This window comes from Streptomyces sp. BL1 (genome assembly GCF_057628045.1).
The window spans coordinates 4,766,213-4,787,500 of sequence record NZ_JBXYWZ010000002.1 but is presented as its reverse complement, the minus strand read 5'-3'; the positions used below and the strand labels follow the sequence as shown (position 1 = coordinate 4,787,500).

At 71.0% G+C, this 21,288-nt stretch carries 16 protein-coding genes and 1 rRNA gene (1 of these 17 running past the window's edge); 4 read left to right on the top strand and 13 right to left on the bottom strand.

Annotation, left to right across the window (positions count from 1 at the left end; all coding sequences use genetic code 11):
• A 16S ribosomal RNA gene (locus AC3AGO_RS21100) occupies window positions 1-118 on the bottom strand; it reaches 1,411 nt to the left of the window's first position.
• Window positions 119-661: 543 nt separating this feature from the next.
• Entirely contained in the window at window positions 662-1,669 is a 1,008-nt protein-coding gene (locus AC3AGO_RS21095; protein WP_487824742.1) for a stage II sporulation protein M, read from the bottom strand.
• Between the two features lie 90 nt (window positions 1,670-1,759).
• Between AC3AGO_RS21095 and AC3AGO_RS21090 the strand changes: the two genes are divergently transcribed.
• Entirely contained in the window at window positions 1,760-2,752 is a 993-nt protein-coding gene (locus tag AC3AGO_RS21090) for an RDD family protein (protein WP_487821783.1), read from the top strand.
• Between the two features lie 69 nt (window positions 2,753-2,821).
• Here the strand turns inward: AC3AGO_RS21090 and AC3AGO_RS21085 are convergent, their stop codons facing one another.
• Entirely contained in the window at window positions 2,822-3,436 is a 615-nt protein-coding gene (locus tag AC3AGO_RS21085) for a hypothetical protein (RefSeq protein ID WP_487821782.1), read from the bottom strand.
• A 135-nt stretch (window positions 3,437-3,571) separates the two neighbouring features.
• Window positions 3,572-5,038 carry an adenosylhomocysteinase gene (gene ahcY, locus AC3AGO_RS21080; RefSeq protein WP_487821781.1) on the bottom strand — a complete coding sequence of 489 codons (1,467 nt, stop codon included), beginning with the start codon at window positions 5,036-5,038 and terminating at the stop codon, window positions 3,572-3,574.
• A 405-nt stretch (window positions 5,039-5,443) separates the two neighbouring features.
• Here ahcY and AC3AGO_RS21075 point away from each other — a divergent pair, with 405 nt between their 5' ends.
• Window positions 5,444-7,558 (top strand): fructose-specific PTS transporter subunit EIIC, encoded by a 2,115-nt coding sequence (locus AC3AGO_RS21075; RefSeq protein WP_487821780.1) that lies wholly within the window; start codon window positions 5,444-5,446, stop codon window positions 7,556-7,558.
• 141 nt (window positions 7,559-7,699) lie between these two features.
• On the opposite strand, the gene AC3AGO_RS21070 is transcribed toward AC3AGO_RS21075, so the two are convergent.
• From AC3AGO_RS21070 to AC3AGO_RS21045, 6 genes are all read right to left on the bottom strand, one after another.
• On the bottom strand, window positions 7,700-8,617 hold the full coding sequence (locus AC3AGO_RS21070; RefSeq protein ID WP_487821779.1) for a cation diffusion facilitator family transporter: 918 nt from the start codon (window positions 8,615-8,617) through the stop codon (window positions 7,700-7,702).
• 41 nt (window positions 8,618-8,658) lie between these two features.
• Window positions 8,659-9,873, bottom strand: coding sequence for a mannose-6-phosphate isomerase, class I (gene manA / locus AC3AGO_RS21065; RefSeq protein WP_487824741.1), 1,215 nt, complete (start codon window positions 9,871-9,873; stop codon window positions 8,659-8,661).
• 55 nt (window positions 9,874-9,928) lie between these two features.
• Entirely contained in the window at window positions 9,929-11,140 is a 1,212-nt protein-coding gene (locus tag AC3AGO_RS21060; protein WP_487821778.1) for an SIS domain-containing protein, read from the bottom strand.
• A gap of 67 nt (window positions 11,141-11,207) precedes the next feature.
• Window positions 11,208-11,384, bottom strand: coding sequence for a Trm112 family protein (locus AC3AGO_RS21055; protein ID WP_487821777.1), 177 nt, complete (start codon window positions 11,382-11,384; stop codon window positions 11,208-11,210).
• A gap of 250 nt (window positions 11,385-11,634) precedes the next feature.
• Window positions 11,635-12,993, bottom strand: a complete 1,359-nt coding sequence (locus AC3AGO_RS21050) for a phosphomannomutase/phosphoglucomutase (protein WP_487821776.1) — start codon at window positions 12,991-12,993, stop codon at window positions 11,635-11,637.
• Window positions 12,994-13,120: 127 nt separating this feature from the next.
• On the bottom strand, window positions 13,121-13,609 hold the full coding sequence (locus AC3AGO_RS21045; protein WP_487824740.1) for a DUF3499 domain-containing protein: 489 nt from the start codon (window positions 13,607-13,609) through the stop codon (window positions 13,121-13,123).
• 234 nt (window positions 13,610-13,843) lie between these two features.
• Here AC3AGO_RS21045 and AC3AGO_RS21040 point away from each other — a divergent pair, with 234 nt between their 5' ends.
• Window positions 13,844-14,341, top strand: coding sequence for a metallopeptidase family protein (locus AC3AGO_RS21040; protein ID WP_487821775.1), 498 nt, complete (start codon window positions 13,844-13,846; stop codon window positions 14,339-14,341).
• Between the two features lie 111 nt (window positions 14,342-14,452).
• On the opposite strand, the gene AC3AGO_RS21035 is transcribed toward AC3AGO_RS21040, so the two are convergent.
• From AC3AGO_RS21035 to AC3AGO_RS21025, 3 genes are all read right to left on the bottom strand, one after another.
• Window positions 14,453-16,000 (bottom strand): DUF5719 family protein, encoded by a 1,548-nt coding sequence (locus AC3AGO_RS21035; RefSeq protein ID WP_487821774.1) that lies wholly within the window; start codon window positions 15,998-16,000, stop codon window positions 14,453-14,455.
• On the bottom strand, window positions 15,997-19,746 hold the full coding sequence (locus AC3AGO_RS21030; RefSeq protein WP_487821773.1) for a glycosyltransferase: 3,750 nt from the start codon (window positions 19,744-19,746) through the stop codon (window positions 15,997-15,999). The genes AC3AGO_RS21035 and AC3AGO_RS21030 overlap by 4 nt, the downstream gene beginning before the upstream one ends.
• 207 nt (window positions 19,747-19,953) lie before the next feature.
• Complete coding sequence (locus AC3AGO_RS21025) at window positions 19,954-20,217, bottom strand: WhiB family transcriptional regulator (protein ID WP_004952403.1); 264 nt, start codon at window positions 20,215-20,217, stop codon at window positions 19,954-19,956.
• A 571-nt stretch (window positions 20,218-20,788) separates the two neighbouring features.
• On the opposite strand from AC3AGO_RS21025, the gene AC3AGO_RS21020 reads away from it, so the two are divergent.
• Complete coding sequence (locus AC3AGO_RS21020; RefSeq protein ID WP_487821772.1) at window positions 20,789-21,283, top strand: cysteine dioxygenase; 495 nt, start codon at window positions 20,789-20,791, stop codon at window positions 21,281-21,283.
• The last annotated feature ends 5 nt before the right edge of the window (window positions 21,284-21,288 follow it).

The window sequence follows — 21,288 nt, the reverse complement described above, 5'->3', positions numbered from 1 at the left end:
CCCACGTGTTACTCACCCGTTCGCCACTAATCCACCCCGAAGGGCTTCATCGTTCGACTTGCATGTGTTAAGCACGCCGCCAGCGTTCGTCCTGAGCCAGGATCAAACTCTCCGTGAATGTGTACCGGTAATCCGGTGCAACACACACGAGAGCGGAACCGGGAGAGGAATAATCTCCCGGTTCACAGCGTCCTCGCTGTGTATTCTCAAAAGAACCTCGTCCACGAGTGGACGGGGTATCAACATATCTGGCGTTGACTTTTGGCACGCTGTTGAGTTCTCAAGGAACGGACGCTTCCTTTGGCCTTGCCAGATGCTCTGGCCGGTTCCTCCGGGCTTCCCTTCGGTGTCTCCGACTCTATCAGACTCTTTCGTGCCCGATTCCCTGTCGGCGGGATTTCGCTTTCCGGCCTTTCGGCCTTCCGGCGGCTCCGACTCTACCAGATGATTTCCGGTTGAATTTCGGAGGTGCTTCTCCATGAATTTCGATATCCGCGTGGGATTTCGAATTCCGCGTCCGAAGCGTTGAAGATCCTAGACCATCGCTTCCCGGCTCGTCCAGCTCGGGGGCAACCGTTTGAATCTAGTGCCCTGGCCAGCCACAGTCAATGGCTTTCCGGGGCGGCCAGAACAGTAGCAGCTCACCTCCGGTGGACGCACATCACGCCGCGGTGGGTACCTCGGACGGGCGGTCCGCCTCCGCGATGTCGCCCGTCTCCCCGGCCATGACCGCCTTGCGGCCCACCACGTACACGTAGGCGAGGAAGGCGAGTTCGGCTGCGACGCCGATGGTGATGCGGGCCCAGGTGGGCAGGCCCGAGGGGGTCACGAAGGCCTCGATGACGCCCGACACGAAGAGCACCGCGGCCAGGCCGATGGCCATGCCGATCGCCGCCCGGCCCTCTTCTCCGAGTGCGGTGCGCCGGCTGCGCGGCCCGGGGTCAATGACTGTCCAGCCGAGGCGGAGGCCCGTACCGGCGGCGACGAACACCGCGGTGAGTTCGAGGAGCCCGTGCGGGAGGAGGAGGCCGAGGAAGGTGTCGAGCCGTCCTGCGGACTGCATCAGACCGAGGCCGAGTCCCAGGTTGAGCATGTTCTGGAAGAGCACCCAGAGCACGGGGAGCCCGAGGAACGCGCCGAAGGCGAGACAGACAGCGGTCGCCTGGGCGTTGTTCGTCCACACCTGTGCGGCGAAGGAGGCCGCCGGGTGGCTGGAGTAGTAGGACTCGTACTGGCCGCCGGGGCGCGTCAGCTCGCGCAGTTCGTCCGGGGCGGCGATGGCAGTTCTGACGCCCGGGTGGGTGCCGACCCACCAGCCCAGCAGTGCCGCGACGACCACTGACAGGAGTGCTGTCGGTACCCACCAGTGGCGGCTGCGGTACACGGCGGCGGGGAAGCCCGCGGTGAAGAACTGTGCCGCGTCCCGCCAGCCGGCGGTGCGGGGGCCTGTAACAGCGCTGCGCGCGCGGGCGACCAGTGAGGTCAGACGGCCGGTCAGTACGGGGTCGGGGGCACTCGACTGGAGCTGGGACAAGTGCGTGGCTGTGCGCTGGTAGAGCGCGACCAGTTCGTCCGCCTGCTCGCCGGTCAATCTGCGGCGGCGGCGCAGCAGTTCGTCCAGCCGGTCCCACTCCGCGCGGTGGGCGGAGACGAAGACGTCCAGGTCCATGGCCATGGTGCAGAGCTTGGCAGATCAGCACGCCTGCACGGCAGACTGTCTGTACGAAAAGCCGAGGGGGACGAGGGGAAGGACTCACTGGTGAGCGATCTCGTGACGGGGGACGCGGTCGTCCTGGGGCTGAGTCCGGCGCGGCTGCCGAGCAGGGCACTCGCTGTGTGCGTCGATCTGGTGCTGGCCTGGGGCGTGTACCTGGTGATCACCATGGTGCTGCTGACGGCCACCGCTTCGCTCGACTCCGCTGCTCTCGCCGCCGTACAGGTCGCACTGTTTCTTCTTGTGCTGGTGGGTGGGCCGGTCGCTGTGGAGACGCTCAGCAGGGGCCGTTCCGTGGGGAAGCTGATATGCGGACTGCGCGTCGTACGGGAGGACGGCGGGCCGATCCGGTTCCGGCACGCACTGGTGCGCGGGGCGATAGGTGTGATCGAGCTGCAGGCCTCTTTCGGGGTGCTGGCCTGTGCCGCGTCACTGATCTCCGCGCGGGGGCGACGGATCGGTGATGTCTTCGCGGGCACGCTCGTCGTACGGGAACGGGTGCCGGAGACGCGGAACGCCGTGCCTGTGCTGCCTCCGGCCCCGCCGTGGCTGGCGGACCGGCTGAGCGGGCTGGATCTGTCGCGGGTTCCGGACGGGCTGTGGCTCGCCATACGGCAGTACCTGCTGCGTGCGCCGCAGCTGGACGCGGCGGTCGGCCACTCGATGGCGGAACGGCTGGCGGCCGACGTCACGGCGTGGACGGGGACGCCGGCGCCCGAAGGGGTGCCTGCGGGTGCGTACTTGGCGGGTGTCGTCGCCGAGCGGCAGTCCCGCGATGCGCAACGTGCCTTCGGTACGGGAGCCGCCGGCGGTTCCGCGGGGGCCCCGGCCTTCGCGCCCCCTGAGCCGCAGCAGCCGGGAGCGTGGAAGGAGCCTCAGCTCGGGCCGGAAGGGCCGAAGGACGGTGCGGCTCCCGCGCGGGCGGACGGCAGCGGGGCCGGCGAGCGGGCCGGGGCTGCCGGTTCGGGGCCGCCTCCGGCGTCGCCGGCCCCGGAGAAGCGGGAGAAGCCCCGTACGGGATTCGTTCCGCCGTCGTGAGGTGCGCTCCGGTCGTCGCGCGTCGGCCGGGATGTGCGTGTCGGCCGGACTGTGTGCGCCGGCGGGCTGTCAGCGGAATGCCGAGGGCGGGTTCTCGAGGTCTTCCAGCTCGATGCCGGGCGCGGCGAGAACCACGTCGCCGGCCAGGTGCACCGGGTGCGCCTCCCCCGTGTCGACCTCGCTGACCTGGTAACTCTCCACCAAGAGCGGGCCGTTGTCAGTGGCGTGTGTTTCTGTGTCGAGCATCGCCCACGACTGGTCGAGCGTACGAGGTGCGAGGACGGGGGGTGCGAAGGAGACGAGCCGGACGCGTACGGCGGGATCCCCGGCCGCCGGGCGCAGCATCCGGGCCGTCGCGACGAGGAACGCGGGAGAAGCCCCCGTGAAGGAGTGCGCGGCGACGTTGCCCTCCTGGGCGTGCTCGCCCGTGGGGTCGGTACGGACCCAGGTCACTCCGTCCAGCGCCGCGCCCTTCACCTGCCAGGCGCCGGCGTGGAGTTCGAGCCGGATGGGACGGCCGAGCTCGTCGAGGGTGAGGTCGACGGAGCCGGCGTGCTCGCCGGAGGGGGTGGTGATCTGTGAGAAGTAGCGCCAGCCGGAAGGGCCGGTGGCGCACTGGAAGTGCTCTTCCCCGAGGGGAGTGTGGTCGTACGGATCGTGGAGCGAATAACGGCCGCGGGGCATGCGACGAGCCTACGTTCGGGCCTTCGCCGCACGCCGAAGGCCCCCGCCACGGGGGCGGGGGCCTTCGGTCACCGTGCTGTCGCCGCTGTGCGGCGCACGCTCACCGACGCCTGGCGGACGTCAGAGCGGGCGTGCTCAGTAGCGGTAGTGGTCCGGCTTGTACGGGCCCTCGACCGGGACGCCGATGTAGTCGGCCTGGTCCTTGCGGAGGGTGGTGAGCCGGGCGCCGAGCGCGTCCAGGTGGAGACGGGCGACCTTCTCGTCCAGGTGCTTCGGCAGCACGTAGACGTCGGTCGGGTAGTTCTCCTGCTTCGTGAACAGCTCGATCTGGGCGATCGTCTGGTTCGCGAAGGAGTTGGACATCACGAACGAGGGGTGGCCGGTGGCGTTGCCCAGGTTCAGCAGACGGCCCTCGGACAGCACGATGATGGACTTGCCGTCCTTGAAGGTCCAGGTGTGGACCTGCGGCTTCAGCTCGTCCTTCACGATGCCCGGGATCTCGGCGAGACCGGCCATGTCGATCTCGTTGTCGAAGTGGCCGATGTTCCCGACGATCGCCTGGTGCTTCATCTTGGCCATGTCCGAGGCCATGATGATGTCCTTGTTGCCCGTCGTGGTGATGAAGATGTCGGCGGTCTCGACGACGTCCTCGAGGCGCACGACCTGGTACCCGTCCATGGCGGCCTGCAGGGCGCAGATCGGGTCGACCTCGGTGATCAGGACGCGGGCGCCCTGGCCGCGCAGCGACTCGGCGCTGCCCTTGCCGACGTCGCCGTAGCCGAGGATCACGGCGACCTTGCCGCCGATGAGCACGTCGGTGCCACGGTTGATGCCGTCGACGAGCGAGTGGCGGCAGCCGTACTTGTTGTCGAACTTCGACTTGGTCACCGAGTCGTTGACGTTGATCGCCGGGAAGAGCAGCTCACCGGCCTGCTGCATCTCGTAGAGACGGTGCACGCCGGTGGTGGTCTCCTCGGTCGTGCCGCGGATCTCCGAGGCGACCTGGGTCCACTTCTGCGGGTTCTCCTTGAGCGTGCGGTTGAGCAGCTCGAGGATGACGCGGTGCTCGTCGTTCTCCGCGGTGTCCGGGGACGGGGCGGCGCCGGCCTTCTCGTACTCCACGCCCTTGTGCACCAGGGTCGTGGCGTCGCCGCCGTCGTCAAGGATCATGTTCGGGCCGCCGGTGGCAGCGTTGGCCCAGGTGAGGGCCTGCTCGGTGCACCACCAGTACTCCTCCAGGGTCTCGCCCTTCCAGGCGAAGACCGGGACGCCCGCGGGCTTGTCCGCGGTGCCCTCGGGGCCCACGACGACCGCCGCGGCGGCCTCGTCCTGGGTGGAGAAGATGTTGCAGGAGGCCCAGCGGACCTCGGCGCCGAGTGCCACGAGGGTCTCGATCAGCACGGCGGTCTGCACGGTCATGTGCAGGGAGCCGGTGACGCGCGCGCCGGAGAGGGGCTTCTGCGCGGCGTACTCCTCGCGGATGGCCATCAGGCCGGGCATCTCGTGCTCCGCGAGCTTGATCTCCTTACGGCCGTAGGTCGCCAGCGAGAGGTCGGCGACCTTGAAGTCGAGGCCGGCGATGGTCGTGGAGGTCGTCGTCATGCGAGCTGCATCTCCTCGATGTCGAGGTTGGGCTTGCTGGTCCGTGCCGCGGCGCTGGGGCACATCTGCGGTGCAGAGCGCGCGAAAGGAGCTACTTCCTGCGTATCACCTTGCGCGGACACACCTGTGCCCCGGTCGCAGCCAGTCCGTCGGAGGCCCTCTCTCCCTCGGTGGCCCGGTTGCGGGCCAGCCGACCGCCATCAGCAGCGACGTCTGTGCTCTACGAATCTACACCGCCCGTCCAGGGGACCGGATTGCCTAGGGTACGGGCAAGGGCTCCCCGCGGTCTGTTTTCAGCCGCTGCACGTTTTCCGGTGCGCACACTCCGGGTGCAGGACACCCTTGCAGGATCTCAACTCCCCCCGTATACCCCCTAGTTGAAGACGTACAGGCAAGGAGAGACACGTGACCAGTTCTGCCGGACCTCGCGATGGAGCGGGGCAGGCGGCCGAGTCGGGGCTGAAACTGCTCGCCGTGACCGCATGCCCGACGGGCATCGCACATACGTACATGGCAGCGGAAAAACTCACCCAAGCCGCAGAAGCACGCGGTATCGACATGAAGGTGGAGACACAGGGCTCCATCGGCGCCGAGAACGCACTGTCTGACAACGATGTCGCACAGGCCGACGGAATCATCATCGCGGCCGACAAGGACGTCGAACGTGACCGGTTCGCCGGAAAACGCCTGCTGGTCACCGGCGTCGCCGAAGCGATCAGCGATCCCGGCGCACTGCTCGACCGGGTACGCGAAGCACCCGTGCACCAGGGCCCCTCCGGCAGTGGCGCGGCCGGTGGCGGCGCGGCCGGCGGAGGAGCCGCCGCGGGGCCGGGCGGCAGCGGCGGCAAGGAACGCAGCATGGTCTACAAGGCGCTGATGAACGGCGTCTCGTACATGATTCCGTTCGTCGTGGTGGGCGGGCTGCTCATCGCGGTCTCGCTCGCGCTCGGCGGCACGCCGCAGGCCGACGGCGGTCTGGTCATTCCGGACGGCTCCTTCTGGAAGCACGTCAACGACATCGGCACGATCGGCTTCACGCTGATGGTGCCGGCCCTGTCCGGCTATATCGCCTATGCGATCGGCGACAGGCCGGCGCTCGTACCCGGCATGATCGGCGGGTGGATCGCCAACACCGGTGCGCTGTACGACTCCAAGTCCGGTGCGGGCTTCATCGGCGCGATCGTCACCGGGTTCCTGGCGGGCTGTCTGGTGCAGTGGATCAAGAAGATCCGGGTGCCGAAGTTCGTACAGCCGATCATGCCGATCATCGTGATCCCGATCGTGTCGACCTCGGTCATCGGACTGTTCTTCATCTACGTGATCGGCCGGCCGATCTCCTGGCTCTTCGAGCACATGACGACCTGGCTCGGCAGCATGACCGGGGCCAGTGCGGCGCTGCTTGGCATCATCCTCGGCCTGATGATCGCCTTCGACATGGGCGGTCCGGTGAACAAGACCGCGTTCCTCTTCGGCACTGGCCTGGTGTCGAAGAGCCCGGAGGTCATGGGCATGTGCGCGGCCGCGATCCCGGTGCCGCCGCTGGGCCAGGGCCTGGCGACACTGCTGCGCCGGCGCTGGTTCACGGCGCAGGAGCAGGAGACGGGATACGCGGCGCTGTTCATGGGCTTCTTCGGCATCACGGAAGGCGCCATCCCGTTCGCCGCGGCACGGCCGGCCCGGGTGATCCCGGCGAACATGCTGGGCGGTGCGGTCGCCGGCGCGATAGCCGGACTGTTCGCCGTCAAGGACAACGTGCCGCACGGTGGTCCGATCGTCGCCGTACTGGGTGCCGTCGGCGGGGTCGTGCCGTTCTTCGTCGCGGTCGTCATCGGTGCGGTCGTGACGGGGATCGCCACGGTCGCCCTCATGTCGCTCGGCGGCAAGGGCACGAAGACCGGCCGGAGTCCGGGAGCCGGCGGGGCGCGTACGGAGGCGGATGCCGGGGTGCCGTCGGGCAGTTCGGCCGGCGGTTCCGCAGCGGCGGCCGGTCCGGCGACCGGCACGGGGGCCGAACCGGCGGGAGCGGCTCCGGAGGGGTCCGTACGGACCGCCGTGGCGCCTCCGCAGGTGCTCTCCGGCTACCTCACCGCCCGTACGGTCGCGCAGCAGCTCACCGCGGACGGCAAGGAAGCGGCGATCCGTGAGATGGCGGAACTGCTCGCCGGGAGCGGCAATGTGACGGACGCCGACGAGCTCGTACGCGTCGCGCTGGCGCGCGAGGACCAGGGCACCACGGGGCTCGGCGAGGAGATCGCCGTACCGCACGCCAAGACGGACGCGGTGAGCGCGCCTGTCGTCGGTTTCGCCAAGTCGGCCGAGGGCATCGAGTGGGGCTCGGTGGACGGGACGAAAGCCCGGCTGGTGTTCATGATCGCGGTGCCGGAGGCCGCCGCGGGCGATGAACACCTGCGCATCCTGGCGCTGTTGTCGCGGAAGCTGATGAACCCGGACTTCCGGCAGCGGCTGCTGGACGCCGGGGACACGGACGCGACGCTGGAGGTGCTGGCCGAGGTCGAATAGCCGGCCGGCGTACAGCACGGCACAGCGCAGGAGGGCCGCACCGGATCCGGTGCGGCCCTCCTGTCGTCTGCGGAACTGGCAGAACGGTGCTGTGTACGTGCAGAACTGTGCGCGGTGCGCAGGCAGTTCCGCCCGGCTCTGCTAGCCGTCCGTACGCAGTATGTCGGGCTCCAGGTAGATCACCCGGGCGATCGGCACGGCCGCGCGGATCCGGTCCTCAGCCGCGTTGATCGCGTTGGCGACCTCGGTCGCCGTGTCGTCGTGCTGGACCGCCACCTTGGCGGCGACGAGCAGTTCCTCGGGGCCGAGGTGCAGGGTGCGCATGTGGATGATGGAGGTGACCGTCTCGCCGTCCACGACGGCGCTGCGGATCTTCTCCAGCTGGTCCACGTCGGCGGACTCGCCCAGCAGCAGGGACTTCGTCTCCGCCGCCAGCACGATGGCGATCAGCACGAGCAGCACACCGATGCACAGGGTGCCCACGCCGTCCCACACGCCGTCACCCGTGAGCAGCGACAGGCCGACACCGCCGAGGGCGAGGACGAGACCCACGAGCGCGCCCAGGTCCTCCAGCAGGACGACCGGCAGCTCGGGGGCCTTGGCGCGGCGTACGAACTGTCCCCAGCTGAGCGACCCGCGGAGCTCGTTGGACTCCTTTATCGCCGTACGGAAGGAGAAGCTCTCCGCGATGATCGCGAACACCAGCACGCCCACCGGCCAGTACCAGTGCTCCAGCGAGTGCGGGTGCTTGATCTTCTCGTAGCCCTCGTACAGCGCGAAGACGCCGCCGATGGTGAACAGCACGATGGAGACCAGGAAGCTGTAGATGTAGCGCTCCCGGCCGTAGCCGAAGGGGTGTTCCTCGCTGGCTTCCTTCTTGGCCTTCTTGCCGCCGACCAGCAGCAGCCCCTGGTTGCCCGAGTCGGCGAGCGAGTGCACGCCCTCCGCCAGCATCGAGGACGAACCGCTGAAGGCGAAGGCGACGAACTTGGCCCCGGCGATGGCCAGGTTCGCTCCCAGCGCGGCGACGATCGCCTTCGTTCCGCCTGACGCACTCACGTGTTGAAACTCCTCCGTTGTGTCCGCGGGGCAGCCGCCCCTCAGACGGCCACAGTGGCGCGGAAGAGCGTACCTGTCCCGGAGACGCGGACCTGCTCCCCTGCCGGGACGAAGGCGGACTGCCCGCGGTCCAGCCGGAGTTCACCGGTTTCGCCGGTTTCGCCTGTTTCGCCGTGCAGGGTGACGGTGCCGTCGGTGCAGAGCAGGATCTGCGGCGTACGGGCGTCGAGGGCGCGGTCCTCGCCGCCGGCGGCGAGCACGTGCCGGGACAGCGCGAACTCGTCGATGGGGGTGTCGTACCGCTCGGCGCCGTCCGGGCCCGCCTCGGGGCGCAGGACACCCGGGTCGCCGGTCTCGAAGCGGACGACGCGCAGCAGTTCGGGCACGTCGACGTGCTTGGGGGTGAGACCGCAGCGCAGCACGTTGTCGGAGTTCGCCATGATCTCGACGCCGAGGCCGTCGAGGTACGCGTGCGGGACACCCGCGCCCAGGTAGAGGGCCTCACCGGGCTGGAGGCGCACGTAGTTGAGCAGCATGGCCGCGATCACGCCGGGGTCGCCGGGGTAGTGCCGGGCGATGGACGCGTACGCGGCGTAGTCCGCAGCGTGTGGGCCTGTGCCCTCGGCGAGACGGGCCGCGGCGGTGGCGGCATCGGAGACCGATTCGGCCATCTCGTCCCTGTCGGCGGTCAGTACGGCGGTGAGCACCTCGCGCAGTGCGTCGCTCTCCGGGCGCGCACGCAGTACGTCCACGTACGGCTTGAGCCCGTTCACGCCGAGACCGTCCAGCAGTTCTGCCGATTCCTCGGGGCGCCGGAAGCCGCACAGGCCGTCAAAGGGTGTGAGGGCGCAGATGAGTTCGGGCTTGTGGTTGGCGTCCTTGTAGTTGCGGTGCGGTGCGTCGAGGGGGACACCGCGCGCCTCCTCGTCGGCGAAGCCGTCCTTCGCCTGCTGGAGGTCGGGGTGGACCTGCAGGGACAGCGGGGACGCGGCGGCCAGCACCTTCAGCAGGAACGGCAGCCGCGGCCCGAACGCGCGCACCGCGGGACCGCCCAGTTCGCCCTCGGGGTCGGCCGCGATGACCTCCGACAGTGCCGTCTCGCCGGCACCGCGGTCGACGCGCGAGGGTGCGCCGGGGTGGGCCCCCATCCACAGTTCGGCCTGCGGCTGCCCGGTGGGCTCGGTGCCGAGCAGCTCGGGGATGGCGGTGACGGAGCCCCAGGCGTAGGGGCGCACGGAGTTGTCGAGGCGGTCCATGTGGTGGCGTTTCACTCTCTGGAGGAACAGCTTGCGGAACGGGAGACTGCGGAGGTCAGGCCCATGATGCGCCGTCGCCGGCGAGAGCCAGGTAAACGGCCGCGAAATCGGTGGTGGCGATCAGTTCGGCCGCGGCCTCCAACGGGCTGCTGCCGTCCGCCGGTTCGAGTTCGCTGAGCGGGGCGTCCTGCCCGTACGCGAGGTCGCGCGCGGCGACGGCGGCGGACTCGGCGCCGGGCCCCTGCTCGCGCAGCAGGACGACACGTACGCGCCGGGGCTCCGGCTCGTCCACCCGGTCCCGGAAGAAGTCGTCCTCCGCGCTGCCGGATCCGCCGGTGCCGCCCAGCAGTGCCGCGTGGGCCGTCATCGCCTCCGGCAGTTCCGCGGCGAGCGCGGGGCAGCCGGACAGTGCGGTGAGGATGCCCGCGCCGTGCCGGGCGGCCGCGGCGGCGACCGTCCCCTCGCTCCACAGCAGCGGGAGCGCGCCGGACAGTTCGGACGCGAAGGTCTTCGCCGAATTGCTGTAGGTCTCGATCGCCGGACCGCAGCGCTCGGCGACCTCGTCCAGTCTGTCCGCGACCGACTCCAGTACGGCCGTGTCCGCCTGTACGAGGCCGAGCCGGTCGGCGAGGACGAGCAGCGGGGTGAGCATCGCCCACAGGGTGCCCGGCGCGACGGTCGGCGAGGGGAGGTTCTCGGGCAGCAACTTCCGTTCGCTGTCCGGCGCCTGGGGTCCGGCGGGGTGGCCCTCCGGCGCGTCGTACTCCTCGTGGGGCGGGGGCGCCAGCGGGACGGCGAGGCCGCGCGTCTCACCGACGAGACCGGCCACGGGGGCGGACGGCGGGGTCACGGCGACGACTGTGCAGCCGCGCCGGTACGCCTGCTCGACGAGCGGGGTCAGTCCCGGCTCGGTGCCGTCGGGCGTGGCGATGATCAGCAGATCGAGGGGCCCCGCCCAGCCGGGCAGCGACCAGCGGAGCGCACCGGGCGCGGGCAGCGCGCCGGTGGGACGGAGCAGGGTGACGGGCAGCGCGCCGTTGGTGAACGCGCCCAGCAGGTCGGCGACACAGGCCGTGGCGGGGCCCGGTCCCGCGACGAGCACCGAGCGCGGGCGCCCTTCGGGGCGGAGCGCGTCGAGGCCGGCGTCGGCCGCGTGCCGGATGCCCGTACGGACGCGGGCCCCGGCCTGCGCCGCACCCCGCAGCAGTCCGCGGGTGTCCGCGCGGCCGAGGGCCTCGGGGTCGTCGAGGAGCGGCTCGTCGAGCATCTTCCGGGGCCTCCGATCGGCTGCCGACGCCGGGTGCGTCACCCGGCGTGAAGATTCTGCCTGGCCGTCAGGCGGCCTGCCGCCGGGCCTCGTCCACGAGGAGCACGGGAATGCCGTCCCGTACGGGGTAGGCCAGGCCGCACTCCGCACCGCCTGTGCAGATCAGTTCCTCGCCCTCTTCGCGGAGCGGGGCGTGGCACGCCGGGCAGGCGAGGATCTCCAGGAGACCGGCTTCGAGCGGCATGGATGTCCCTTTCAAGAGCGGTGCGGGAAAGCGCGGCTGTCCGCCCCAGGGTACCGCCGGGGGCCGGGCCCCCGGTGGGCGCCGGGCGGGACGCCGGGCAGGCGTCCCGCCCGGTCCCGCGGGTGCCGGACAGCCGGCCGCCGGACTGTGCGGACGGCCGGCTGTCCGGACTCCAGCGTGCGTCGGGGAGCGCGGTACGTACGGACTGTGCGTGCGTCGGTGAGCGCCGTACGTACGGACTGTGCGTGCGTCAGGCGCGGACGAGCGCGAGGACCTCGTCGCGGACCCGCGCGCAGGTTTCCTCGTCCCGGGCCTCGACGTTCAGACGGAGCAGCGGTTCGGTGTTGGACGCGCGGAGGTTGAACCACCAGTCGTCGGCGGTCACCGTCAGCCCGTCCAGTTCGTCCAGCGTCACGTCGTCGCGCGCCGCGTACGTCTCCTTGACGGCGGCGGCGCGTCCCGGCTGGTCGGTGACCGTGCTGTTGATCTCGCCGGATGCCGCGTACCTGTCGTACTGCGCGACGAGCGCGGACAGCGTGCCCTCCTGGCCGCCGAGTGCGGCCAGAACGTGCAGGGCGGCCAGCATGCCGGTGTCGGCGTTCCAGAAGTCGCGGAAGTAGTAGTGCGCCGAGTGCTCGCCGCCGAAGATGGCGCCGGTCTTCGCCATCTCGGTCTTGATGAACGAGTGGCCGACGCGGGTGCGGACGGGTGTGCCGCCGCACTCCTTGACCACCTCGGGGACGGACCACGAGGTGATGCAGTTGTGGATGACCGTGCCGCCGCGGTGCTTGGCCAGCTCGCGGGAGGCGACCAGCGCGGTGACGGCGGACGGGGAGACGGGATCGCCGTTCTCGTCGACGACGAAACAGCGGTCCGCGTCGCCGTCGAAGGCGAGACCGAGGTCGGCACCCGTCTCCCGTACGCGCTGCTGCAGGTCGACGAGGTTCTTCGGATCGAGCGGATTGGCCTCGTGGTTGGGGAAGGTGCCGTCCAACTCGAAGTACAGGGCGTCCAGATCGAGCGGCAGACCGTCGAAGACGGTGGGCACCGTGTGACCGCCCATACCGTTGCCCGCGTCCACCACGACCTTCAGCGGGCGGATCGCGGTCAGGTCGACCAGGGTGCGCAGGTGTTCCGCGTAGTCGGTGAGCACGTCGCGCTGTGCGAGGGTGCCCTCCGTGGCGCCGGTGGCCGGCAGTCCGGTCGCCGACCACTGCTCGACGAGCGCACGGATCTCGGCCAGCCCGGTGTCCTGTCCGACCGGTGCGGCGCCGGCCCGGCACATCTTGATGCCGTTGTACTGCGCCGGGTTGTGGCTCGCGGTGAACATGGCGCCGGGCAGGTCCATGTTGCCGCTGGCGAAATAGAGCTCGTCGGTGGAGCACAGCCCGATCTCGGTCACGTCCGCGCCACGCCCCGCGGCACCGCGCCCGAAGGCCCGTGCCAGCCCCGGCGACGAGGGGCGCATGTCGTGTCCCACCACGATCGCGCTCGCCTCGGTGACCTCGACGAAGGCGGCGCCGAACAGCTCGGCCAGCGGCTCGTCCCACTGGTCCGGCACGACACCGCGCACGTCGTACGCCTTCACGATCTCCGAAAGATCAGACACGGAACGCCCTCTCGAGTGCTGTGAAAACCCACACCTGTTCTTGCGGGCGCCAAATCTACCCGCACGCGCTGAGAGTTCCATGAGCGCGGGCAGGGCGGAGGCTGTGCGCCTGAAGGCGCCGCGGCGGCTACGACTCCGGGGAGCGCAGCACCCTGAGATGGCCGCGGCGGGCGACCTCCATCGGGTCGGCCTCGCGTCCCTCGGGGCCGACAGCCGCTTCGGCCTGGGCGGCCGCCGCGGTGGGGTCGTGCTGTCGGGGCGTACGGGCCGCTTCACGGACGGCGTTGGCCAGGGCTTCGAGGTCGTCACCGCTGGGGCGGGCCGGTCCGGAATCGACGGCCAGACGCACAACTTCCCAGCCGCGTGGGGCCGTCAGCCGTTCCGAGTGCTCGGCGCAGAGGTCATAGCAGTGCGGCTCGGCGTACGTGGCGAGGGGTCCGAGCACGGCGGTCGAGTCCGCATAGACGTACGTGAGCGTGGCGACGGCGGGTCGGCCGCAAGCGGTGCGCGAACAGCGGCGTACAGGGCTCACGACGTTGGACCGTACCGCACTCTTGAGCGGGCTGCGACGACTCTCCCCGACGTCACACCGTCGTGTCGTCCCGTTGGCCGGGATCGTCTGATCTGCGAGAAGTCGCCGCACCGCGCGTGCGAGGGCGGCGAAACGATCCTGCGGCCCGTCCGGCGAAGCGCCAGACGACTCCAAATCCGTTCAGAAAGGGCGAGTTCGGCGGTCACGACACAGTGGGGAACGGGGCTGGAATTCGATGCAACCGGTCATCCGGAGACATCCGGGCCCGGCACGCCGCACTGCCGCCCGCCGGGCCCCGCGCGGACTAGGCTCGGGAGGATGAACACCCCTGTACCACCGCGCGGGCCCCAGGGCTCGGGCAGCACCGAGGGCGGCGAGGACGCGGGACCGCCGTCCGAGGCGAGGCCGCGCCGCCGGGACCGGCACGGGCGCGGCATGCGCGGCCCTGTGGCACCCCCGCAGGTCCCTCTCGCCGTCAGCAGGGCCGACTCCTTCGACGATCTGGTGCGCGACTCCATCAGCCGGCTGGAGCGGCACTGGCCGCAGCTGGCCGGCGTCGAATTCGCGGTACAGGAAGTCCCCCGCACGGACAACGGCGAGCTGGACGAGGCCGCCGCGGTCGTGCCGCTCGGCCGGGTGTCCGAGGCCGACGGCGAGCGTCCCGACCGGATCGTGGTCTACCGCCGCCCTGTCGAGCTCCGCACCCGCTCCCGGGACGAGCGGGCGCTGCTCGTGCACGAGGTCGTGGTGGAGCAGGTGGCCGAACTCCTCGGTCTCGCCCCGGAGTCGGTCGACCCCCGGTACGGACAGGAGTAGCCGCCCCGCGTCTGCGCGGAGGCGGGTCCCGTGTGCACGCCGGGCCGTCCCTGTGCGCAAGCCGGTGCGGCGTCCGCGGTCAGCCTGTCGTGCGGTCGGCCCGTCGGGCGGTCAGTCCTCCGTGAGAACCGACAGGTCCTGGCCGGACTGCGGCACGGGCACCATGCCCCGGTCGTCGGGCAGCGGCTGCACGGTGAACCCCTGCACGCCCTCCACCTTCTTCTCCAGCATCCGTGAGCTGTAGAGCGGCCCGCCCGAGAGGCGCTCCACCGTCACCGCGAACGTCCCCTTGGCGCCCTGCGGGGCCGGCGGGGCGAAGGACTGTGTGGTGCCCGCCGCGACCGTGTACGTCTTGCTCGCGGGGCTGCCGCCCTCACTGCCCGCCGACGAGGTGACCCGCACCTTCGCCGCCTTCTGCGGTGCGGTCAGCGACAGCGTGGACCCCTTCGCCGTGTTGCCGGCGGCAGTCGCCCGCTTGTCGACGGGGGCAGTCGACGGGATGAACGCGGTCTCCTGGGAGCTGCCCTTGCCGCGGGTGACCTGTGCGCCGGCGACCACGGGCGTGGCCCCTTCCTCGTCGCCGGTGGGTGACAGGACGAGCGATCCTGCCTCGCCCTTGGTGAGGTCGCGCAGCTTCACCGAGCTGGTCATGCCGCCCTTCACGTGCAGCGTCTCGTAACCGGCCGGGCTGATCTGCCCGTTCTTGCCCGCCAGCCGGACCTTCAGGTCGGCGTCGTTCTCTCCGCGCGCGAGGACGGTCAGCCGTACGGAGGTGGCGTCCTTGGGGATGCCGGGCAGCACGGCGGACGGTGCCGGATCGGCGGTGGAGTGCACCCAGTCGCCGCCGGCCTTCTTGTCGGACGACTGCACTTGGGCGCCCACCCGGCCGTTGCGCGCGAGGACGTGCAGCGTCGCACCGTCCACCGGTTCCGTCGTCAGTGTCGACAGCAGGACGGGTACGGAGGAGTGCGGCGGCACGTTGATGCCCTCGCCCGACTCGGATGTCGCCCGGCCGTGGCTGCCGTACAGATCGAGGTCGACGACCGCGCTGGTGCTGTCCGGGTTGGTCAGATGGACGTAGTCCTGACGGGAGCCCGCGGTGCCGACGGCAGGGAACCAGAAGTCGGTGTCGGGCGACGAGCAGGAGCTGCCCTGCAGCCCCCGTCCCGCGCCCGCGCTCACGGTGGTCGTCTGCTGCACGGACCAGCCGGGAGCGAACTGCCCGTCGGCCGAACCGACGAGCGCCGGTGCGCCACTGCTGTCGACGGTGCTGCTCACCGGAGTGCCGGGCTTCTGGAGGGGGACGACGGGCTTGCCGTCGTTCTTCGCGGTGCCGGACTCCTTGTCCTTCTTGCCGTCCTGCTCCGCGCGCTGCGCCGGGTACAGCCCGGCTGCACCCTTGCCGCCGCTGCTGCCGGCGCCCTTCGGCGTGAAGCCGCTGTACTCGGTCTCCGCCACGTCGGAAGTGCTGGGCTGCGGACAGACCAGCGTCGAGCGCTCAACGGGCTTCCGGGAGGCGGCCGTTGCGCTGCCCGCCTCGTCGCCCGGCGCGGCGACGGCGGCCACGCCCGTGACGGCGGCGAGCGCGACAGCGGCGCCGATGAGGAACAGGTGGTTGCGTGCGCCGTTCTGCAGGGCGGCGCCGGGGCTGCGGTTCACTGCTGATCGCTCCTGTCGCCGTACGGGGCGCCGCCCGTGCCGTCGTAGCCGTAGGGGTCGGCGGACGGTGCGGGCCGGCCGTACGGGTCGTACTGGCCCTGTTGCTGCTCCGGCAGTCCCTGCGGCGGCACCGGCGCGCCGAAGTCGCCGTACTGCTGCTCGCCGTACTGCTGTTGCCCGTACTGCGGCTGCCCGTACGGCTGCGGCTCCCAGCCGGTGTACGGGTCGGCGTAAGGGCCGGGGGCGAACTGCGGGTCAGGCTGCTGCTCGTACGGGGCGCCGTACTGGCCGTCGTACTGCGGCTCGTGCAGCGGCTGGTACTGCGGCTCGGGCACCGCGCCGAACTGCGGGTCGTACTGCGGCTGATGGGGCACATCCGGCGCGCCGTACGGCGGTTCGGGCACAGGTGCCGCGGGGGTGTCCCCCTCTGTCGGCCGGGTGTCGCCCGCGGCGCGCAGCCTGCGCGCCCTGCGGCCCTCTCCGGCGACGGGCTGCGCCGGTACGGACGGCGCCTCGGGCAGGTCGTCGTCGATCTCGCGGCGGCGGCCCGGCAGGGCGAGGACGAGCACCACGACGGCGAGCAGTCCCTGCACCCACAGCCACACGGTGTGCAGCACGCTGCCCTCGTAGGTGAGCTCCAGCCGGCCGCCCTCGGCGGGCAGCCGGAAGCCCTGCGCCCAGCCGTCGACGGTGACCGCGCTGAGCGGCTTGCCGTCGAGCGTCGCCTGCCAGCCCTCGTCCGCGGCGTCGGCGACGCGCAGGACGCGGCCCGCGGGCCCGGACGGCAGCCGCGTGCCGGCGTCGACGGCTCCGGCGGCCACGGGGACGGGCGCCGTCGTCGCTCCGGCGGCGGCGTTCTCCTTCGCACCGGGCACGATGCTGACGCGGGAGACCTCCCGCTCGACGCGCCACAGCGCGCTGCCGTCCTCCTGGCTGAGCCGGGTCAGCCCGGGGGTCGCGTCGAGTTCCCGGCTCATCTGCCGCGGGGCGCCGTCCCGTACGAGGAGGTAGCGCACGGCGTAGCCGCCGAGCTGGCTCGTCTGGTCGGCTCCGGAACCGGCGACCAGGTTGGCGACGACCTTGCCGAGCCGGCTGTCGTCGCCGCCGTTCACCGCCAGGTCCCCGTCGCCCAGCCGGGCGCCGGAACCGCGCACCAGGGAGTACGAGACGCCGGACGCGGAGCCCGTCGTACTGTCGGCCTCGCCGTCGAGCACCAGCGTGCGCGCCTGGTCCTGGGTGTGGGTCTCCTCCGCGACGAAGGCGGGTACCTGCACCGGGTCGCGCCGGGACAGCGGGCCGTCGGCGCCGCCGATCATCCAGCCGAACGCGGCGAACAGCGGTGCCGCCACGGCCGCGGCGGCGATCAGCGCGGCGACGGGCTGCCGCCAGCCGAAGCTCTGGCTGGCGACGCGTTCCTTCGCCCCTTCCGCACCGACGGCCGCGGCGCACAGCAGGCCCAGCCCGTACACCAGCGTGGCGGGTCCGGCCCAGGCGGAACCGTTGGACAGTGCCGCGAAGAACAGTCCGGCCAGTGCCACGAGCCAGGCCGTACGGATGGCCAACTGTCGCTCGCCGCGCAGCAGTGCGGCCAGGCCGGCGAGCACCACGCCCGTCAGCAGCAGTCCGCCCGTGGCACCGGGGCCGCCCGGGGTGAGCGTCAGCAGGTCGAGCGCGTCAGCGGAGCCGGCCCCGTACGGCAGTCCGACCTCGCGCAGGAAAGCCGAGGGGGACGACAGGAGCGACAGCGACCAGGGCGCCAGCAGCACCATGGGCGTCACGAGCACGATGGCGGCCCGTACCGCGGTGGACGGGACGAAGGCACCCTGCCGCAGCCGCAGCGCGAGCAGTCCCGCCATCAGCACGAGCGCGATGGGCCACACGACAGGAGTGAAGGCCGTCAGGAAGGACAGCAGCAGCGCGCACGCCCACGCGGCGCGCCAACTGGGCTTCCCCCGCAGGCCGCTGACGGCGAGTGCGGCCCTGGCCAGCAGCGGCAGCAGGATCGCCAGGACGGCCGTGCCGATGCGCCCGCCGGCCAGCGCGCCCGTGGCGGCCGGCAGGAAGGCGTACGCGACACTCGCCCACGCGCGCAGCAGCCGCGACTCGACGAGCGGCCGCGAACAGAAGTACGCGGACAGTCCGGCCAAAGGGACGCTGCACACCAGCAGCAGCGTCAGCGTGAAACCGGTACTGCCGAAGAACACAGTGGCGACCAGCGCGACGACCGCCAGATAGGGCGGCGCCGTCTGTGTGCCGCCGATGCCGACGGGATGCCAGCTGTCGAAGTAGCGCGCCCACAGGTCGCCGACGTCGGCGGGCGCCGGCAGCAATGCACCGCCGGCGAGCGCGCCGCCGCCGAGCAGCGCCCGGCAGGCGATCAGGGAGACCACCAGCAGCACGGCGAACAGCACAGGACCCGGCTTGCGCCCGATCCGCTTCAGCCGTGCGAACTGCTCGACCTGGAGGAAGTCCGCTTCCTCGTCCCCCGGCCCGGACTCGACGGCGCCGTGCCGTCCGCCGGAGGACAGTTCGGCCTCGGAGCGGCCGCCGAAGTTGCCGGCGACCTGCTCGACGGTGGCCCGTACGGTCGCGCCCGGCGGCGGGAAGAGCGGCCGCAACTCGCTGTACGGGACGGCCGGTCTGCCCCTTCTGCGGCGCGCCGCGAGGATGCGCCCGGGCCGCAGCAGCGTCCCCGTGAGCCCCGCGACCTCGTCCAGCGCCTGGCCCGGCACCTTGCCGACCAGATAGGCGAGCGTCCGCAGGAGGGTGCCGACCACGAGGCGCAGCAGCACCCACGGGAGCTTCTTGCCGGGCACGTTGGCGAGCAGCGCGTACACGGCGCCGGCCTTGTCCACCCGGTGCGGGCTCGCGCCGCCGCGGCTGGCGCGCCCCACACAGTCGACGGGCCGGCGCTCACGGGAGGCGGCCTCGGCGTGCCGCATCACGGCGTCCGGCGCGACGAACACGCCGTGCCCCGCGGCCTGGGCGCGCCAGCACAGATCGATGTCGTCGCGCATGAGCGGCAGTCGGCGGTCGAAGCCGCCGAGCTGCTCGAAGACGTCGCGCCTGATGAGCATTCCGGCGGTCGACACGGCCTGTACGGCGCGCACCTGGTCGTGCTGTCCCTGGTCCTGCTCGCGGCGCTCCAGGCCGGTCCAGCGGCGGCCGCTGTTGGCGATGGAGACGCCGGCCTCCAGCAGCTGCCTGCGGTCGTACCAACTGCGCAGCTTCGGGCCGACGATCGCGGCCGCGGGGTCCGCGTCGGCGATCCGCAGCAGCTGCGCGAGCGCGTCCGGCTCGGGCGCGCAGTCGTCGTGCAGCAGCCACAGCCACTGGACGGGCTCGCCGTGCGGCAGTTCCGGCATGTCGTACGCGTCGTCGCGCCAGGTGCGGCTGACGGGGTCCCAGCCGCTGGGCCGCTTCAGATACGGCAGCTCCTCCGGCGTGAGGACGGGTGCCGTACGGGCCATCTCGTCGACGGCGGTGCCGAATCCGGTGCGCCGCGCCATGTGCAGCACACGGTCGGGGCCGAGCGCTTCGGTGACCAGCTGGGCGGACTCGTCGGCGCTTCCGGTGTCGGCCGCGAGGACGTTCTGCACGGGGCGTTCCTGCCCGAGCAGTCCCGACAGCGCCTCGGGCAGCCACCGGGCGCCGTCGTGCGCGACGAGCGCCGCGGTGACCACGTGGCGGGGGAACTCAGGTGTGGCCGCCTCGTATTGGGCCGCCGTATGGCTGTGCACGGACATCGAGGTACGGGCCCTCCCCGGGGGTGCGGGGGCGTCCCCCGGAAGACGCTGTGGTGGATGGGTCGGACACACGCGCCCCCCGTGAAAGAGGGGGTGTATCTCGAACGGCCCACCACACTAGCGGCTCAGTGCACCACACCCGCCGCGTCCGTGCGTACTCCGGGCAACGGCCGGGCAGGATCCGCCCAACTGGTGCCTCGTACAGCCTTATACAGCGGCCTTCTTCAGTCGTCGGCGCTCACGCTCGGACAGTCCGCCCCAAATGCCGAAACGCTCGTCGTTCGCGAGAGCGTATTCCAGGCATTCGGACCGGACTTCGCAGGCGAGGCAGACCTTTTTCGCTTCCCGGGTGGATCCGCCCTTCTCCGGGAAGAACGACTCGGGGTCGGTCTGCGCGCACAACGCGCGCTCCTGCCAGCCGAGCTCTTCGTCCGCCTCTTCGACCAGCAGTTGTTGGAACAGCTCGGTCATGTGCGCGCCCCTCGTCCGTCTTTGCGTCCCCGTGATGCGGTCGTTATCGAACTCTTGTGAACGACACGGGTGAAATTACAAGTGTGCCGATCCGGGCCAGTCAAGCCGAGATCTGCTATTGACCCTGTTATTCACTCTGCGGAACCAAGCTCACGCGGAAAGTGTTCAAATCAGCACAAACAATGACTAAGGGTCATGTTGACCCCCCGCACACACGACGGCCGTTGATCACGCTGGGATCACAGAAGCGCAACGACGTTTGCGTGTACGGATGTTGCGCCACATGTCCTGTGGGCCGAGAGCACAAACCTTTCCTCCGACACCGCAACCGGATGCGGTGAAACATTAGGCCCAAACGCGACAACCGGTTGACATCGGGGCGCGCTCTATGACTTCCTGGTCCGCATGCCAGCGACCTCCCAGCTCCGCACGGCCCGCCCCGCCGGGTCCCTTCGTGCTGCCCCGGGTACGGTCCGCTGTCGCTGTTGCTGCTGTTGAGGCACTCCTTCCGAGACGTCCGGGCATCCGGCCCGCATCTCCTCTCCCCTCCAGCGCGAAAGCACTCTCTGACGTGAACAACGACGTCGAGATCGCGGGCGACCCGCTCGCGGTCCCTCATCTCCTTCCGCCCGTGCAGGACCACCCCGCCACCGTCGCGGGTTTCGCCGGGCTGGCCCGTACGATCGCCGCCGACCGCGGCGCGTGGGAACCCCTCGTGGGGTACGACGCCACGACCCGCTGGTACCACCGGCTGCGCACCGGGCCCGGCTACGAGGTCTGGCTGCTGAGCTGGCTGCCCGGGCAGGGCAGCGGACGGCACGACCACGGACCGTCCTCCGGCGTGCTCACCGTGCTGGACGGCACGCTCACCGAGCACTCCCGCGGTACGGGCCGCGCGCTCGCGTCCGGCGCGCAGCGGGTGTTCGCACCCGGCTATGTGCACGAGGTCGTCAACGACAGCCTGGAACCGGCCGTCAGCCTGCACGTCTACTTCCCGGGACTCACCGAGATGCCCATGCACGCACCGCAGTGCGCGCCCGCGGCACACCGTGCGATGGCCAACTGACAAAC

Coding starts and splice junctions, on each gene's coding strand:
- AC3AGO_RS21055 (WP_487821777.1), bottom strand. CDS start 11,384: ATGCCGCTCGAAGCCGGTCTCCTGGAGATCCTCGCCTGCCCGGCGTGC.
- ahcY (WP_487821781.1), bottom strand. CDS start 5,038: ATGACGACGACCTCCACGACCATCGCCGGCCTCGACTTCAAGGTCGCC.
- AC3AGO_RS21095 (WP_487824742.1), bottom strand. CDS start 1,669: ATGGACCTGGACGTCTTCGTCTCCGCCCACCGCGCGGAGTGGGACCGG.
- AC3AGO_RS21030 (WP_487821773.1), bottom strand. CDS start 19,746: ATGTCCGTGCACAGCCATACGGCGGCCCAATACGAGGCGGCCACACCT.
- AC3AGO_RS21040 (WP_487821775.1), top strand. CDS start 13,844: ATGAACACCCCTGTACCACCGCGCGGGCCCCAGGGCTCGGGCAGCACC.
- AC3AGO_RS21060 (WP_487821778.1), bottom strand. CDS start 11,140: ATGCTCGACGAGCCGCTCCTCGACGACCCCGAGGCCCTCGGCCGCGCG.
- AC3AGO_RS21025 (WP_004952403.1), bottom strand. CDS start 20,217: ATGACCGAGCTGTTCCAACAACTGCTGGTCGAAGAGGCGGACGAAGAG.
- AC3AGO_RS21085 (WP_487821782.1), bottom strand. CDS start 3,436: ATGCCCCGCGGCCGTTATTCGCTCCACGATCCGTACGACCACACTCCC.
- manA (WP_487824741.1), bottom strand. CDS start 9,873: ATGGACCGCCTCGACAACTCCGTGCGCCCCTACGCCTGGGGCTCCGTC.